The sequence below is a fragment of the Rhizobium sp. FG113 genome, assembly GCF_057809895.1.
Map to the genome: position 1 here is coordinate 185,788 of NZ_JBMDKV010000004.1, position 13,631 is coordinate 199,418.

The 13,631-nt window shown below is 61.6% G+C and carries 16 protein-coding genes; 12 read left to right on the top strand and 4 right to left on the bottom strand.

Going from position 1 to position 13,631, the window contains the following annotated elements:
• Nucleotides 1-93 precede the first annotated feature (93 nt).
• The 3 genes from pgsA (at nucleotide 94) to ACODTZ_RS13920 (ending at nucleotide 1,634) form a co-directional block, all read left to right on the top strand.
• Entirely contained in the window at nucleotides 94-684 is a 591-nt protein-coding gene (gene pgsA / locus ACODTZ_RS13910) for a CDP-diacylglycerol--glycerol-3-phosphate 3-phosphatidyltransferase (RefSeq protein WP_018898724.1), read from the top strand.
• A complete protein-coding gene (gene moaD / locus ACODTZ_RS13915; RefSeq protein ID WP_489026386.1) occupies nucleotides 681-935 on the top strand; it encodes a molybdopterin converting factor subunit 1 in 255 nt (84 codons plus the stop codon). The genes pgsA and moaD overlap by 4 nt, the downstream gene beginning before the upstream one ends.
• A gap of 237 nt (nucleotides 936-1,172) precedes the next feature.
• The gene (locus tag ACODTZ_RS13920; RefSeq protein WP_489026388.1) at nucleotides 1,173-1,634 is read left to right on the top strand and encodes a molybdenum cofactor biosynthesis protein MoaE; all 462 of its coding nucleotides are present in this window, start codon (nucleotides 1,173-1,175) and stop codon (nucleotides 1,632-1,634) included.
• Here ACODTZ_RS13920 and ACODTZ_RS13925 read toward each other — a convergent pair whose 3' ends face one another.
• Nucleotides 1,635-2,531, bottom strand: a complete 897-nt coding sequence (locus tag ACODTZ_RS13925) for a branched-chain amino acid ABC transporter permease (RefSeq protein WP_489026390.1) — start codon at nucleotides 2,529-2,531, stop codon at nucleotides 1,635-1,637.
• Nucleotides 2,532-2,595: 64 nt separating this feature from the next.
• On the opposite strand from ACODTZ_RS13925, the gene ACODTZ_RS13930 reads away from it, so the two are divergent.
• Nucleotides 2,596-3,147, top strand: a complete 552-nt coding sequence (locus ACODTZ_RS13930; RefSeq protein WP_489026392.1) for a CGNR zinc finger domain-containing protein — start codon at nucleotides 2,596-2,598, stop codon at nucleotides 3,145-3,147.
• Nucleotides 3,144-3,647 (top strand): hypothetical protein, encoded by a 504-nt coding sequence (locus ACODTZ_RS13935; RefSeq protein WP_489026394.1) that lies wholly within the window; start codon nucleotides 3,144-3,146, stop codon nucleotides 3,645-3,647. Before ACODTZ_RS13930 ends, ACODTZ_RS13935 begins: the two co-directional genes overlap by 4 nt.
• A gap of 71 nt (nucleotides 3,648-3,718) precedes the next feature.
• Here ACODTZ_RS13935 and ndk read toward each other — a convergent pair whose 3' ends face one another.
• A complete protein-coding gene (gene ndk, locus ACODTZ_RS13940) occupies nucleotides 3,719-4,141 on the bottom strand; it encodes a nucleoside-diphosphate kinase (protein WP_018898730.1) in 423 nt (140 codons plus the stop codon).
• Between the two features lie 203 nt (nucleotides 4,142-4,344).
• On the opposite strand from ndk, the gene ACODTZ_RS13945 reads away from it, so the two are divergent.
• The 6 genes from ACODTZ_RS13945 to ACODTZ_RS13970 all read left to right on the top strand — a co-directional run bounded on the left by ACODTZ_RS13945 (nucleotide 4,345) and on the right by ACODTZ_RS13970 (nucleotide 10,609).
• Entirely contained in the window at nucleotides 4,345-4,860 is a 516-nt protein-coding gene (locus ACODTZ_RS13945) for a DinB family protein (protein ID WP_489026396.1), read from the top strand.
• Nucleotides 4,861-5,001: 141 nt separating this feature from the next.
• Nucleotides 5,002-6,051, top strand: a complete 1,050-nt coding sequence (locus ACODTZ_RS13950) for a GGDEF domain-containing protein (RefSeq protein WP_181459185.1) — start codon at nucleotides 5,002-5,004, stop codon at nucleotides 6,049-6,051.
• 53 nt (nucleotides 6,052-6,104) lie between these two features.
• Nucleotides 6,105-7,988, top strand: a complete 1,884-nt coding sequence (gene abc-f, locus ACODTZ_RS13955) for a ribosomal protection-like ABC-F family protein (protein ID WP_018898733.1) — start codon at nucleotides 6,105-6,107, stop codon at nucleotides 7,986-7,988.
• 129 nt (nucleotides 7,989-8,117) lie between these two features.
• Nucleotides 8,118-8,957 carry a polysaccharide deacetylase family protein gene (locus ACODTZ_RS13960; RefSeq protein WP_489026398.1) on the top strand — a complete coding sequence of 280 codons (840 nt, stop codon included), beginning with the start codon at nucleotides 8,118-8,120 and terminating at the stop codon, nucleotides 8,955-8,957.
• A 119-nt stretch (nucleotides 8,958-9,076) separates the two neighbouring features.
• Nucleotides 9,077-10,003: a Gfo/Idh/MocA family protein gene (locus ACODTZ_RS13965; RefSeq protein WP_111561130.1), complete on the top strand. Its 927-nt coding sequence runs from the start codon at nucleotides 9,077-9,079 to the stop codon at nucleotides 10,001-10,003.
• Nucleotides 10,004-10,063: 60 nt separating this feature from the next.
• On the top strand, nucleotides 10,064-10,609 hold the full coding sequence (locus ACODTZ_RS13970) for a GrpB family protein (RefSeq protein WP_489026400.1): 546 nt from the start codon (nucleotides 10,064-10,066) through the stop codon (nucleotides 10,607-10,609).
• Nucleotides 10,610-10,645: 36 nt separating this feature from the next.
• On the opposite strand, the gene ACODTZ_RS13975 is transcribed toward ACODTZ_RS13970, so the two are convergent.
• Both ACODTZ_RS13975 and ACODTZ_RS13980 read right to left on the bottom strand, forming a co-directional pair.
• Nucleotides 10,646-11,095 (bottom strand): DNA polymerase III subunit chi, encoded by a 450-nt coding sequence (locus ACODTZ_RS13975; protein WP_489026402.1) that lies wholly within the window; start codon nucleotides 11,093-11,095, stop codon nucleotides 10,646-10,648.
• Complete coding sequence (locus tag ACODTZ_RS13980; protein ID WP_489026404.1) at nucleotides 11,092-12,591, bottom strand: leucyl aminopeptidase; 1,500 nt, start codon at nucleotides 12,589-12,591, stop codon at nucleotides 11,092-11,094. Before ACODTZ_RS13980 ends, ACODTZ_RS13975 begins: the two co-directional genes overlap by 4 nt.
• 153 nt (nucleotides 12,592-12,744) lie before the next feature.
• Between ACODTZ_RS13980 and ACODTZ_RS13985 the strand changes: the two genes are divergently transcribed.
• On the top strand, nucleotides 12,745-13,539 hold the full coding sequence (locus ACODTZ_RS13985) for a phosphatase PAP2 family protein (protein WP_489026605.1): 795 nt from the start codon (nucleotides 12,745-12,747) through the stop codon (nucleotides 13,537-13,539).
• Nucleotides 13,540-13,631 lie beyond the last annotated feature (92 nt).

A 13,631-nucleotide genomic window follows, 5' to 3' on the forward strand; every position in this document is an offset into this window, starting at 1 on the left:
TTCCACGCAAAGGCAGCGAAAAAACAGAAAGAATGTTGACGCTTTGCGGTCAAAGCCGTCATCTACGGACGTATCAAATCAGAGACAGATTTCATGGCATCGCGCGCATACAATATCCCCAACCTGCTGACCTACGGCCGCATTCTCGCGGTTCCGCTCATCGTCCTGTGCTTCTTCGTGGAAGGAAAACTGTCGATCAGCAATACGGCCCGCTGGGTTGCGCTGTGGATCTTCGTCATCGCGTCGATCACCGACTTTCTTGACGGCTACCTCGCCCGTATCTGGAACCAGACGTCGAATATCGGCCGCATGCTCGACCCGATCGCAGACAAGCTGCTGGTCGCCTCGATCCTTCTGCTTGTAGCCGCGGACCAGACCATTGCCGGCTGGTCGATCTGGGCTGCCATCACCATCCTTTGCCGCGAGATCCTGGTCTCGGGCCTGCGCGAATATCTGGCGGCGCTGAAGGTCAGCGTACCGGTGACGCGCATCGCCAAGTGGAAAACCACAGTGCAGCTGGTGGCGATCGCCTTCCTGCTCGCGGGTCCCGCCGGCGACGAGATTTTCCCCTATACCACGATGACCGGCATCGGGCTGCTCTGGCTCGCCGCCATCCTGACGATCTATACCGGCTACGATTACTTCCGCGCCGGCATCAAGCACATCGTGGAAAACGACGAATGACCAAGCTCATCTATTTCGCCTGGGTGCGCGAGCGGATTGGCAAGGCCGAGGAAGACATCGCTCTGCCCGCTTCCGTCGTCACCGTCACCGATCTTCTCGATCACCTGAAGACGCTTGGCGAGGAATACGAGACCGCCTTGCAGTTTCCCGACGTGATCCGCGTCGCGCTCGATCAGGAGCATGTCGAGCACGACGAGCCGATCGGCGGTGCGCGGGAGATCGGTATTTTTCCGCCGATGACGGGCGGCTAAATTCATGACTGCCGTGCCAGTCAGCCCCCCTCTGCCCTGCCGGGCATCTCCCCCACAGGTGGGGAGATCACAAGCTGCTTGCTCCTCCCGTCGCTCTATCCGTCCGTTTCGCAGAAGCGTTCTTTGTATGCACGATCGGGCGAGCCCAGCCGATCTCCCCACTTGTGGGGGAGATGCCCGGCAGGGCAGAGGGGGGCCGACGCGGCACGCCCTGTCTGCGAAGCGAGGCACCTTCTTATGAGCCCTACCCCCACCATCCGCGTCCAGCGCGAGGATTTCGACCTGCAGGCCGAAGTCGATCTGTTGAGCAAGGGAAAGCCGGGTATCGGCGCCGTGGTCACCTTCTCCGGCCTGTGCCGCGATGAAGGCGGGACGCTGGATGCGCTTGAACTGGAGCACTATCCAGGGATGGCCGAGGCGGAGATGATGCGGATCGCCGAGATGGCGATCGAGCGCTTCAAGCTCAACGGCCTGACGGCCATTCATCGCTACGGAAAGATCGCGGCGGGCGAGAACATCGTTCTTGTCATTGCGGCCGCGCCGCACCGCCAGGCCGCCTTCGACGGCGCGAACTTCGTGATGGACTTCCTCAAGACGTCGGCGCCTTTCTGGAAGAAGGAGCATGGCAAGGACGGTGTCGCGCGGGAATGGGTCGAGGCCAAGGGCCACGACGATGCCGCGCGCGACAAATGGAAGTGATCACGGGATTACCCGTTCACGCCGACTGAGCACCAGCAGAAGCACAAGCAGCGAAAAGACCACGAAGTCTCGCCAGAGGAACGGACCGTAGGCGGTCCATAGCGTCTCGACCAGACCGAGACCTGCCGCGCCGCCCGCCGATTTCAGCGGATCCGAATAGCCGCCGACGGCAGCCACCATCAGGACCTTCAGCCCGAACATCAGCCCGGCGCCGAAATCCATCGTGCCGTAATAGGCGGTCGAGAGGATGCCGCACAGCGTCGCCATCAAGACCGCGGCGGCGTAGGCCGTGAGGAAGACGCTGGTGGCGCTGACGCCGCAGAGTTCGGCGGCTTTCGGGTCATCGGTGACGGCGCGCCAAGCGCGGCCCCAGGAACTTCGTTTTAGGATAACGGCGCCGATCGCCACGAAACCGCACATCAGTACCGTGTTTATCAGTTGCATCTCGGTCAACACCACCTCGAAGCCGGCATTCTGCCAGAAGACGACATGGCCGTTCAGAAACGGCGACAGCCAGAGGCTGCGGGTGTCAGATGCCAGGCGCGCGGTCTCCATCAGGACGATGGTGACGCCGAGCGCGGCGACGATGACCGTGTTCGAGGACTGGCGCACCAGCGGAAGCATGACCGAGCGGCCGATCCACACCCCCGCCCCCATCGCATAAACCAGCGAGGCCGCCGCACCGAGTGCGAGGGCCGCGGGCAGGACCAGCCATAGCTTGTTGTAGCCGAAATCGGTGAAGAGCAGCAGGATCTGGCCGGAAAAGGCGAAGAGCGCGCCATAGGTGATGTCGGGGCGCTTGGTGACGCCGAAAGCGACCGCATAGCCGAAGGCCAGCGCGGCATAAAGGGCCGCCAGCGGCACCGCATTCGCCAGTTGCTGCAAGAGATAGGCCATCGACATATCCTATTTCGCTGAAATCATAACTGGCAAAATTGCTTTTACCAGTTATATTTTCCCAATGACCTTTTCGTGGACCCCTCACCGCTTCTCCGGCGGCGCACTCGCATTCGATGTCGCCAACAGCGTCGTGCTGCGGCACGACGAGGCGCGCCGCATCGATCGCTTTGCCGTCGATGCGCAACTGCATGCATTCCCTCAGGCGGCTGCTAATTTCTGTGCCGAGCGGGCGATCTTCGGGGACGTCACGCCGGTTTCGCCTGATGGTGAGCCTGCTTTCATTGCTCTGCGCGAGGCAACCGATCGCTATTTTCGCGACCGCGTGCTTGCCGGTGGTAGTGACCAGTTGTTGGCGGAGTTGCTGGACGCGGTAGCGGTCGTGCTGCGTAGCAACTCCGGTGCCGCCGGCATCGATCGCGCCACGGCACATTCGGTGCTGAGGCTGATCGCCTCGCCGGAGCCGGAGCGGATGAAGATCTGCGGCAATTGCGGCTGGCTTTTTCTCGATCGCAGCAAGAACCGGAGCCGGACATGGTGCGACATGGCGGTCTGCGGCAACCGCGCCAAGGCGATCAAGCACTATCGGCGACGGAAAGAGGAGAACGGGCGATGAAAGCGTTCGGAGCGGCCGTGATGTCGGCGATGCTGCTGCTTGCCAGCTGCCAGCGCGAGAGCGACACGCTGGTCCAGGTCACCGGCCATAACTTCGTGTTCAATTATCGCGTCGCGATCGCGACCTATCTGGTGACGCTCAGCAAGAAGGCGCCGCTGCCAGACGGCGCGATGGCGATCGCCGAGTTCGAGAACCCCGCCGGCGGAGCGCCGCTTGTGATCAACGAGAAGATCTTTCCGGCGTGGGAGAAGATCAGCCTGCAAAGCCCGCCTATCCATTGCGTGAAAAAGGACAGGCCCTACGCCGTCAGCATCCGGTTGGTCGATGTCGGCGGAAAGGAACTGCAGAGCCTGAAGACGACGGTCACATCCGATGTCGATCAGTCGATCATGCCGGGCAAGCCGCTGGTGGTCGGGCCGCTCTACACCAAGAACCCAGAGGTCTTCAAAGCGGATGGGACCGTCGATTACGACAGCGCCGACACTTGCCCCAAGACGTGAAAAAGCCCGGCGCGGTGGCCGGGCTTTCCGAGTCATTTCAAAAGGTTCAGCCCTGGGGCTGAGCTTTTGATTCAGCCGACGATTTCGGTTTCTGCGAACCAGTAGGCGATTTCCTGAACAGCGGTCTCAGGAGCGTCCGAACCGTGAACCGAGTTTTCGCCGATCGACAGCGCGAACTGCTTGCGGATCGTGCCTTCGTCAGCGTTGGCAGGGTTGGTGGCGCCCATGATTTCGCGGTTCTTCAGGATGGCGTTCTCGCCTTCCAGGACCTGAACGATGGTCGGGCCGGAGGTCATGCCTTCAACCAGTTCGCCGAAGAAGGGGCGTTCCTTGTGAACGGCGTAGAAGCCTTCAGCTTCGCGCTTGGACATCCATACGCGCTTGGAGGCGATGATGCGCAGGCCGTTGTCTTCGAATACCTTGGTGATGGCGCCGGTAAGGTTGCGCTTCGTTGCGTCCGGCTTGATCATCGAGAAGGTGCGTTCAATCGCCATTGTAATAATCCTCATTCATCGGGGAAAAGTGGGCGGTGTTTACCCGTCCGATAGGCTGAAAACAAGGGGGCTGCGCGAATTTCACGCGTCCGTCACAGAGCGGGACAGTTTGGCGCGAGGCGATGACGTAATTTCATGAAGCCATCAGCGCCATTGCTGGCGAAGCCGCATAGGATAGAACGGATCAGGAGATGGAGGGCAAGATGCAGAAGCAATATGCGATGTTTGCGGATTACAACCGCTGGGCTAACGGGAAGGTCTATGCGGCAGCCTCGGAACTGACGGATGCCGAATACCGCGAAAACCGCGGTGCCTTCTTCGGCTCGCTCAACGCAACGCTCAACCACATCCTGTCGGCCGATCGTATCTGGATGAAGCGCTTCACCGGATCGGGCGACGCACCGACGACGCTCGACAGCATCCTCTATGACGATCTCGATGGCTTGCGCGCAGCGCGTGAGCGGGAGGACAGCAGGATCAGTGACTGGGTCGATACGCTTGATGCCGAGGCGCTCGCGGGTACCTTCACCTACACCCCTGTCACTCGCCCCGGCGCGATCACCCAGCCGCTGTGGCCGGCGCTGTCGCATCTGTTCAACCACCAGACGCATCATCGCGGCCAGTGCCACATGACGCTGACCTCGCTCGGCAAGCCCAGCCTGTCGCTCGATCTCAGCTATTTCCTGCACAGCGATGGCAAGCGCTGGCTGAGCGCATGACAGAAACGCGGCATTAACCGCGTTGGCGAAATCCCGGAAACGGATTTACTCGGAAAAGGTGCAAATTCAGCGCATCTTAAATAGTCCGGTGCATAGGGGAGAGAACGAGGCCGGACAGGGCCAACGAGCGAGGAGTGCAACATGGCAAGTGCAGCATCGAGCCCGCAGGCGCAACGCGAGACATCCCGTCCGGCACCGGTCACGGATATTCAGCGGATCAGCCAGCACATGACGCGCCTTGGCGTTTCCGGTCTGCCGCGCAATTACGAGCTGTTTCATGAGGCGATCGTCGGCCAGAACGCCGCGCTTGCCCAGGATATCGCCTCGCTTGGCGCAGCGCCGCGCCAGCCATCGCTCGATGAACTCGGCCTCAAATATCGCCTCGTCAGCCATTGCGGACTGGTCGGAGAGACCTCGCAGGCCGAGATGAGCAAGATGATGCGCGATGCCGTCGAGCGCCTGACATCAGGCGTAAAGCAGAAACAGAGTTTCATGCGCGCGGCGGAAACCGCGCTGAAATCGATCACCGGCAGCCCGGACCAGAGCCTCTCCTCCTTCATGAGCGAGATGGAGTTCCTGTCGACCTCTCTGGCCGGCCTCCTGACCGCCGAGACCGATCTTGAGACCAAGCTGCGCCACGACGTCGATCGGATGGAGGCGCTTGAGCGCGGCGTTGCGGCTGCTCAAACCGCGTCTTCGACCGACCGGCTCACCGGCCTTCCCAATCGCACCGCGCTCAACAAGACCGTGCTCGATCTTTATGAACGCGAGGAAGGCTCCGCCGGAAGCGCGCTGATCATGATGGATATCGACGACTTCAAGGCGCTGAACAGCCGCTACGGCACGCAGACCGGCAGCCGTCTCTTGAAGAAGCTCGCCGACCTGTTCCGCAAGTCGATCAAGAAGCACGACTTCGTGGCCCGCACTGATGGCGACGAATTCACCTTCCTGTTCGCCAATGTCGGCATGCAGGAGGCGATGGCTATCGCCGAACGTCTGCGCAACTCCGTGGAAGAGAACGTGGTCTTCGCGACCTCGGACGCCGGACAGAACGCCAAGCTGACGGTGTCGCTCGGCGTTGCCCTGAGTGCCGACGCGGCGACGGCCTCGCAGCTGCAGGCCAATGCTCGCATCGCGCTGCATGCCGCGCAATCGAACCGGCGCCTGCCGGTACAGGCCTTCGGGCGCTGAGAGGCCACTTCAAGCTCTTGCGCTGATCGCGGCTTTCGGCCAAAACGCCGGGCATGATCACGATTAGCGATATCTCCGCCCGCATTGCCGGCCGCCTGCTCCTCGACCATGCCAGCGTCTCGCTGCCCGCGGGCACGAAGGCGGGCCTCGTCGGACGCAACGGCGCCGGCAAGTCCACCCTCTTTCGCATCATCACCGGCGATCTCGGGGCTGAAACGGGCTCGATCACCATCCCCAAAAATGCGCGGATCGGCCAGGTCGCCCAGGAGGCGCCGGGCACGGAAGATTCGCTGATCGAAATCGTGCTCTCCGCCGACAAGGAACGCGCCGCCCTGATGGCGGAGGCGGAGACGGCCAGCGATCCGCACCGTATCGCCGAAATCCAGATGCGCCTGGTGGATATCGACGCGCATTCGGCCGAAGCGCGCGCCGCCAGCATCCTGTCCGGCCTCGGCTTCAGCCAGGAGGCGCAGGCGCGGCCGGCATCGTCATTCTCCGGCGGCTGGCGCATGCGCGTGGCGCTGGCCTCCGTGCTCTTTACCGAGCCCGATCTGCTCCTGCTCGACGAGCCGACCAACTATCTCGATCTCGAAGGCACGCTCTGGCTCGAGGATTACGTTCGCCGCTATCCGCACACGGTGCTGATCATCAGCCACGATCGCGACCTCCTCAACAATGCCGTCAACTCGATCGTGCATCTCGACCAGAAGAAGCTGACCTTCTATCGCGGCGGCTATGACCAGTTCGAGCGGCAGAAGGCCGAAGCCGACGAGTTGCAGACCAAGGCGAAGGCGAAGAACGACGCGGCGCGCAAGCATCTGCAGAGCTTCATCGATCGCTTCAAGGCGAAAGCCTCCAAGGCCCGTCAGGCGCAGAGCCGTGTCAAGGCGCTGGAGCGCATGGGCACGGTGGCCTCCGTCATCGAGGATCACGTACAGCCGATCACCTTCCCCGAGCCGGAGAAGCAACCCGCCTCCCCGATCGTCGCCATCTCGGGCGGTGCCGTGGGCTACGAGCCGGGCAAGCCAATCCTCAAGGGGCTCAACCTTCGCATCGACAATGATGACCGCATCGCGCTTCTCGGCTCGAACGGCAACGGCAAGTCAACCTTCGCGAAGTTCATCTCCGGCAGGCTTTCGGCCGAAAGCGGCGAAGTGAAGCTGGCGCCGAGCCTGAAGATCGGCTTCTTCGCGCAGCACCAGCTCGACGACCTGATCCCCGACCAATCGCCGGTCGAGCATGTCCGCCGGCTGATGCCGGAAGCGCCGGAGGCCAAGGTGCGGGCCCGCGTCGCGCAGATGGGGCTGGCGACGGAAAAGATGTCGACGGCCGCCAAGGATCTGTCCGGTGGCGAAAAGGCGCGCCTGCTGATGGGGCTTGCCGCCTTCCATGCGCCTAACCTGCTCATTCTCGACGAACCGACCAACCACCTCGACATCGACAGCCGCCGCGCGCTGATCGAGGCGCTGAACGACTATGACGGCGCCGTCATCCTGATCTCGCACGATCGCTACCTGATCGAGGCGACCGTCGACCGGCTGTGGCTGGTCAACAATGGCACGGTCACCACCTTCGAAGGCGACATGGACGAGTATCGCGACCTGATCGTCGCCTCCGGCAAAAAAAAAGACGAAAAGCCGCAAGTGACTGAGGAGACCGCGACCAAGGCGGACCAGCGCAAGCTCAATGCCGACCGGCGCGCCTCGCTCGCCCCTCTCAAGAAAAAGATCAACGAAATCGAATCGTTGACGGGGAAGCTGGAGAAACTGATTCAGGGGCTTGATGCGGAACTTGCGGATCCGGTGCTTTACGAGAAGGCGCCGGCGAAGGCCGCGGAGAAGGCAAAGCAGCGCGGCGAAGCGGCCGCCAAGCTGGCCGCGGCCGAAGAGCAATGGCTGGAGCTTTCGTCCGAATACGAAGAGGCTATGGCCGGATAGCCACAGTCGTTACACGAGCGTTTCAAAATTAACATTTGTTAGCGCGCGAACGGTCGAAAGAAACCGATCGTTAACCATAATCATCAAGGTTGTCTCAACATTCATTACTGATTTGTTGAGACACTCTTCATGCATCGCTTCGCTTTTTACTCCGGCCTTCTTCTGTGCGCCGCCGCCCTCGCCGGCTGCCAGACAACAAAGCAGCCCGCGCCCGACAAGACGATCAAGACCTCGTCGATCGTGGCGCCTGAAGGCAAGCAGGACACCATCAGCGGCGATGCGGCCGAGCAGCCACGTGCACGTGGGTTTGGCAAGCAGCATCACCTCGCCGGCCGCATCATGACCGTCTCGTCGATCCACGATATCCGGCTGCAGGACAAGGAAGTCATTCTCAGCTTCGACGACGGCCCGATCCCCGGCCGCACCGACCGTGTTCTGGCGACGCTTGACGAGTTCGGCGTCAAGGGCGCATTCATGATGGTCGGCGAGATGGCGGCGCTGCACCCCGAACTCGCCCGCAAGGTTGCGATGGATGGCAATGCGATTGGCAGCCACACCTACAAGCACGACAGCCTCGCGGCCCTTACCTTCGACATGGCGATGGCGGAAGTCATGCGCGGCGAAGCGGCGGTGACGAAGGCCACGGGTGTCGACGTCAACTTCTTCCGCTTCCCCTATCTCGCCGACAGCCGCAAGCTGCGCTCCGCGATCGCCATGCGGGACATGGTCGTGATGGACGTGGATGTGGACAGCAAGGACTATTTCAACACGACGCCCGCCGCCGTCACCAAGCGGACGCTCGACCTTCTCCACAAGCGCGGACGCGGCATCATCCTGATGCACGACATCCACAATCGCACGGCGACCATGCTGCCCACCCTGCTCACCAGGCTGGAGGCCGAAGGCTACAAGGTGGTGACGCTGAAGTTCAAGAAGCCGGTCGCGCCAACTGTTATGGCGTCGCTGTAATCCAACAGCGGAATTCGAGGTTCGCAGCAGACGCCGGCGCTTGCCCGCCGGCGTCTTTCTGTTAAAACAGGCGCCCAATAATCATACTTTTGAGCGAAACACCGAAGCGAGCCAACAGCATGTCACCCATCAACCTCGCCATCGTCGGCGTCGGCAAGATCGTCCGCGACCAGCACCTTCCCTCCATCGCCAAGAACCCGGATTTCAACCTGATCGCCACGGCAAGCCGTCACGGCACGGTCGATGGCGTCCAGAGCTTCACCGCGATCGACGCGATGCTCGACGCCGTGCCAGAGATCGACGCGGTGTCGCTGTGCATGCCGCCGCAGTACCGCTATGAGGCCGCGCACAAGGCGCTCTCGGCCGGCAAGCACGTGTTCCTCGAAAAGCCTCCGGGCGCGACGCTGAGCGAAGTGGCCGATCTCGAGGCGCTTGCCGCCTCCAAGGGTGTATCGCTGTTTGCCAGCTGGCATTCGCGCTATGCGGCGGCGGTAGAGGCTGCCAAGTCCTTCCTCGCATCCACGACGATCGACAGCGTTCACGTCGTCTGGAAAGAAGACGTGCGCCAGTGGCATCCGAATCAGGATTGGATCTGGCAGGCCGGCGGCCTCGGCGTGTTCGATCCCGGCATCAACGCTCTGTCGATCGTCACGCACATCCTGCCGAAAGCGATCTTCCTGACGAGCGCTACGCTGGAGTTCCCCGAGAACCGCGACGCGCCGATCGCAGCTGACCTGCACTTCAAGAACGCCGACAACGTCCCCGCGCATGTCGAATTCGACTGGCGCCAGACCGGCAAGCAGAGCTGGGATATCTTCGCCGAGACGGCAGCCGGCAAGATGGTTCTGGCCGAGGGCGGCTCGAAGCTGTCGATCAACGGTGAGCTGAAGTTCGAGGCGCCGGAAGAGGAATATCCTTCGCTCTATCGTCGCTTCGCGGAAATCGTCAAAGCCGGCAAGTCCGACGTCGACCTCGCGCCGCTGCGCCACGTCGCCGACGCCTTCATGCTCGGCCGCCGCAAGTTCGTCGAAGCGTTCCACGATTGATTCGAAATTGCCGAACCTCGTGATACAGTAAGGTCATCTTGGGTATCTCAGAGGTTCGGCATGCGCGACGATGACGCTTTCGGTCTAGGCTTGAAAAACCTGACGGTATCGCTCTCCGACGCAAACGCCTTATGGCACGAGGCCTATGAAGAAGAGGCCGAGGCGATCCGCCAGGTGCTCGGCGACACCGTCATCGACATCCAGCATGTCGGCAGCACCTCAATTCCCGCCATCAAGGCCAAGCCGATCATCGATATCATGGTCGGCATTCGCTACTTCGCCGACGGCCCAGCCTGCGTCGGCGCGATGGAGAGCATCGGCTACGACTACGCCGGCACCGATCTCGTTCCCGACGACCACATCTTCGGGCGCGGCATCAAGGGCGAGACGCGGACGCATCTCGTGCATGTCGTGGAATATCGCGGCGAGAACTGGAACCGCATGCTGGCGTTTCGCGATGCGCTGCGCGCCGACCCCGATCTCGCCCGCGCCTATGAGCAGCTGAAAATCGACCTCGCCGGCACGCATGCGGCAAGTCGGGCGGGGTACACGCGCGCCAAGCACGATTTCATCGAGAAGGTGGTCAAGGATGCAGGGATCGCCTGATCCCGCCAGCGTCTGCCCCGGCTAGATCTGTCGGGGCTAGGCCTTCTTTTCCCAGCGCCCCTCGGGCGTCTGCTGCCAATATGTGAGGCTGTGTCCCTCACCTTTCAGCTTCTTCCACTGCGCGCGTGCGCCTTCGAGCTGTTCCTGGTCATAGCCATCGAACATGAAGACGACCCGCTCATAGGGATCGAGCGGCGGCGGCTCGGCGCCGGCCACGATGAACCGGACTGTCGCGCCATTGGTGTTGTCATCGGCGACGGTCAAAAGTACCGGCTGATTGCCGGCGAGTTCGCCCTCATCCGTGCCGTGCGGCAGGAAGCTGTCTTCGCGAAAGGTCCAGAGATGCGCATCGAGCGCATCCCTGTGAGTCGCTTCCTTCATCTGAACCGCGACGCGCCAGCCGCGCTCGACGCTTTTGTCGAGCAACGGCGGAAGCGCGTCTTCCAGCTTGGATTCGGTCAGATGGTAGAACAGGACCTCGGTCATGATTCGTAGTTGGCGCGCACCAGCTGATCGAGCAGCCGGACGCCATAGCCCGAACCCCACGACTGGTTGATCTCGTCGAGCGGCGAGCCCATGGCCGTGCCGGCGATATCGAGATGCGCCCAGGGCGTCTCGCCGACGAAGCGGCCGATGAAGTGGGCAGCCGTGATCGAGCCGGCGTGGCGACCGCCGGTGTTCTTCATGTCGGCGAACTTGCTGTCGATCATCTTGTCGTATTCCTTGCCCAACGGCATGCGCCAGAGACGCTCGTGGGTCTCGGTTCCGGCCGCGATCAACTGCTCCGACAGCTTGTCGTCATTGGAAAAGAGGCCGGCCTGGATGTTGCCCAGCGCCACGAGAATCGCGCCTGTCAGCGTCGCGAGATCGATCATGAACTTGGGCTTGAAGCGATCGTTACAATACCAGACGGCGTCGCAGAGAACGAGGCGGCCTTCGGCATCGGTGTTGATGACCTCGATGGTCTGGCCGGACATTGAGGTGACGATATCGCCGGGACGCTGCGCGTTACCATCGGGCATGTTCTCGACCAGGCCGATGATGCCGACGACGTTCGCCTTGGCCTTGCGGGCGGCCAGCACGTGCATGAGGCCGGTGACGGCGGCGGCACCGCCCATGTCACCCTTCATGTCTTCCATGCCACCAGCCGGCTTGATGGAGATACCGCCGGTATCGAAGACGACGCCCTTGCCGATGAAGGCGAGCGGCGCATCGCCGTTCTTGCCGCCCTTCCACTGCATGACGGCCAGGCGTGGCGGGCGCACGGAACCCTGAGCGACGCCGAGAAGCGCGCCCATGCCGAGCTTGCTCATTTCCTTTTCCGTCAGGATCTCGACCTCGACGCCGAGCTTCTCGAGTTCCTTTGCCTTGGCGGCGAATTCGACCGGGCCGAGCACGTTAGCCGGCTCGTTGACGAGGTCTCGCGCCAGATTGACGCCATCGGCGACCGCCTGCGAGACCTCGAAGGCCATGGCGGCATCAGATGCCTTTTCGGTTACGATGCGGACCTTGATCGGCGCGCTGCCGTCCTTGGCGTTGTTCTCGTCGTCCGACTTCTTGGTCTTGTAGGTATCGAAGCCATAGGCACGTAGCATCATGCCGAGCGCGAAATCGGCGGCCTGCGTGGCGGTGACATCCACGCCGGGCGCGTCCACAAAGACAGTCACATCCGTCGTGTTCTTGATCTTCGCGGCGGCAGCGCCACCAGCCTTCAGCCAATCGAACGAAACCAGAGCGTCCGCCTTGCCGAGACCGATGACGAAGATGCGCTCGGCCTTCGATCCCTCAGGCGCCACGATATCGAGTGCGCCGGCGAGCTTGGCGGAAAACGCGGCGATCTTGGCGGCCTTGGCCACCACGCCCGATGGGTCGGCGACACTTGCGCCGGCAGCGAGATCCTGCCCCTTGGCCTGCAACAGAATGGCGTATCCACCGGCAATTTCGGCAGATTTTTCAAACGAGATATCGAATTTGGCTGACATGTCTTCTCCAGTGGGATCGTTTTAAATCCTCTTGCCCGATCATTCAGGTTTTCACCACTGAAGACAAGTCTTTGTCGCGGCCATCACGTTCAGGATCGCGGGAGTTGCGTCAACAAAGCGTCATGGATGACGACTATTCATCCGCACAAGTTGATGCGGCGAGGATCGGTCTTGAACTCCATATTGAAGGCTTTCAGGCCGATTGCCATACGCGAGGCGGGCTATAGCTTTGCCGAGATTTTCAAGCTCCTTCTCATCACATGGTTTGCGCTGCTTGTCGTCTTCAATCTGTTTCCACAGATCGACCAAGAAATCTCGGCGCATTTCTTCACCCGTGAAGCCTGCAATGTCGGCGTCTCGCTCCGCGAGGTCTGTGGGCACTTTCCCTACCGCCAGGAATTCACGCTGCAAATCCTGCGCACGCTTTTCCTGCGCCTTCCCTACATCGCCGCGTTTGTGCTGCTGTGGAAGCTCATTGATTGCTATGGTCATTTCGGCGCCACCTTCGACGCCGAGCGCGCGCGCAAGCTGAAGATCGCCCTTGGTTCGCTGATCGCCGGCCCGATCGTTCTCGTCAACTTCATCCTGAAGGACCATTGGGGGCGCCCTCGTCCATTTTCCACAACCGATTTTGGCGGCGCGCTCGACTTCGTTCCGGCGGGATCGACGGCGGGCAAGTGCCTGTCCAACTGTTCTTTCGTGTCAGGCGAAGCGGCCGGCGCAGGCTGGTTGCTCTGCCTGCTCTTCATCATGCCGCGCGCGTCGCGACGCGCGCTCTTCCTGCCATTGGCCACGATTTCGTTACTGGCACCGGCATTGCGTCTGGCCTTCGGTGCACACTATCTGTCCGACGTCATTCTTGGATGGTTGTCATCCTTCGTTGTTTTTGCCGGCATCCTGGCGCTGACCGATTCGCCACAGCGGGAAAAAAAACTGAAAATTGAATGAATTTTCGACGGTAGCTTGTCGCAAAAGCAAACCAAAAAGCGTAGATGGTTTTCGCTGCGTGGCGGCAAGAATTCGCGAAGAGCGTTCAAGGG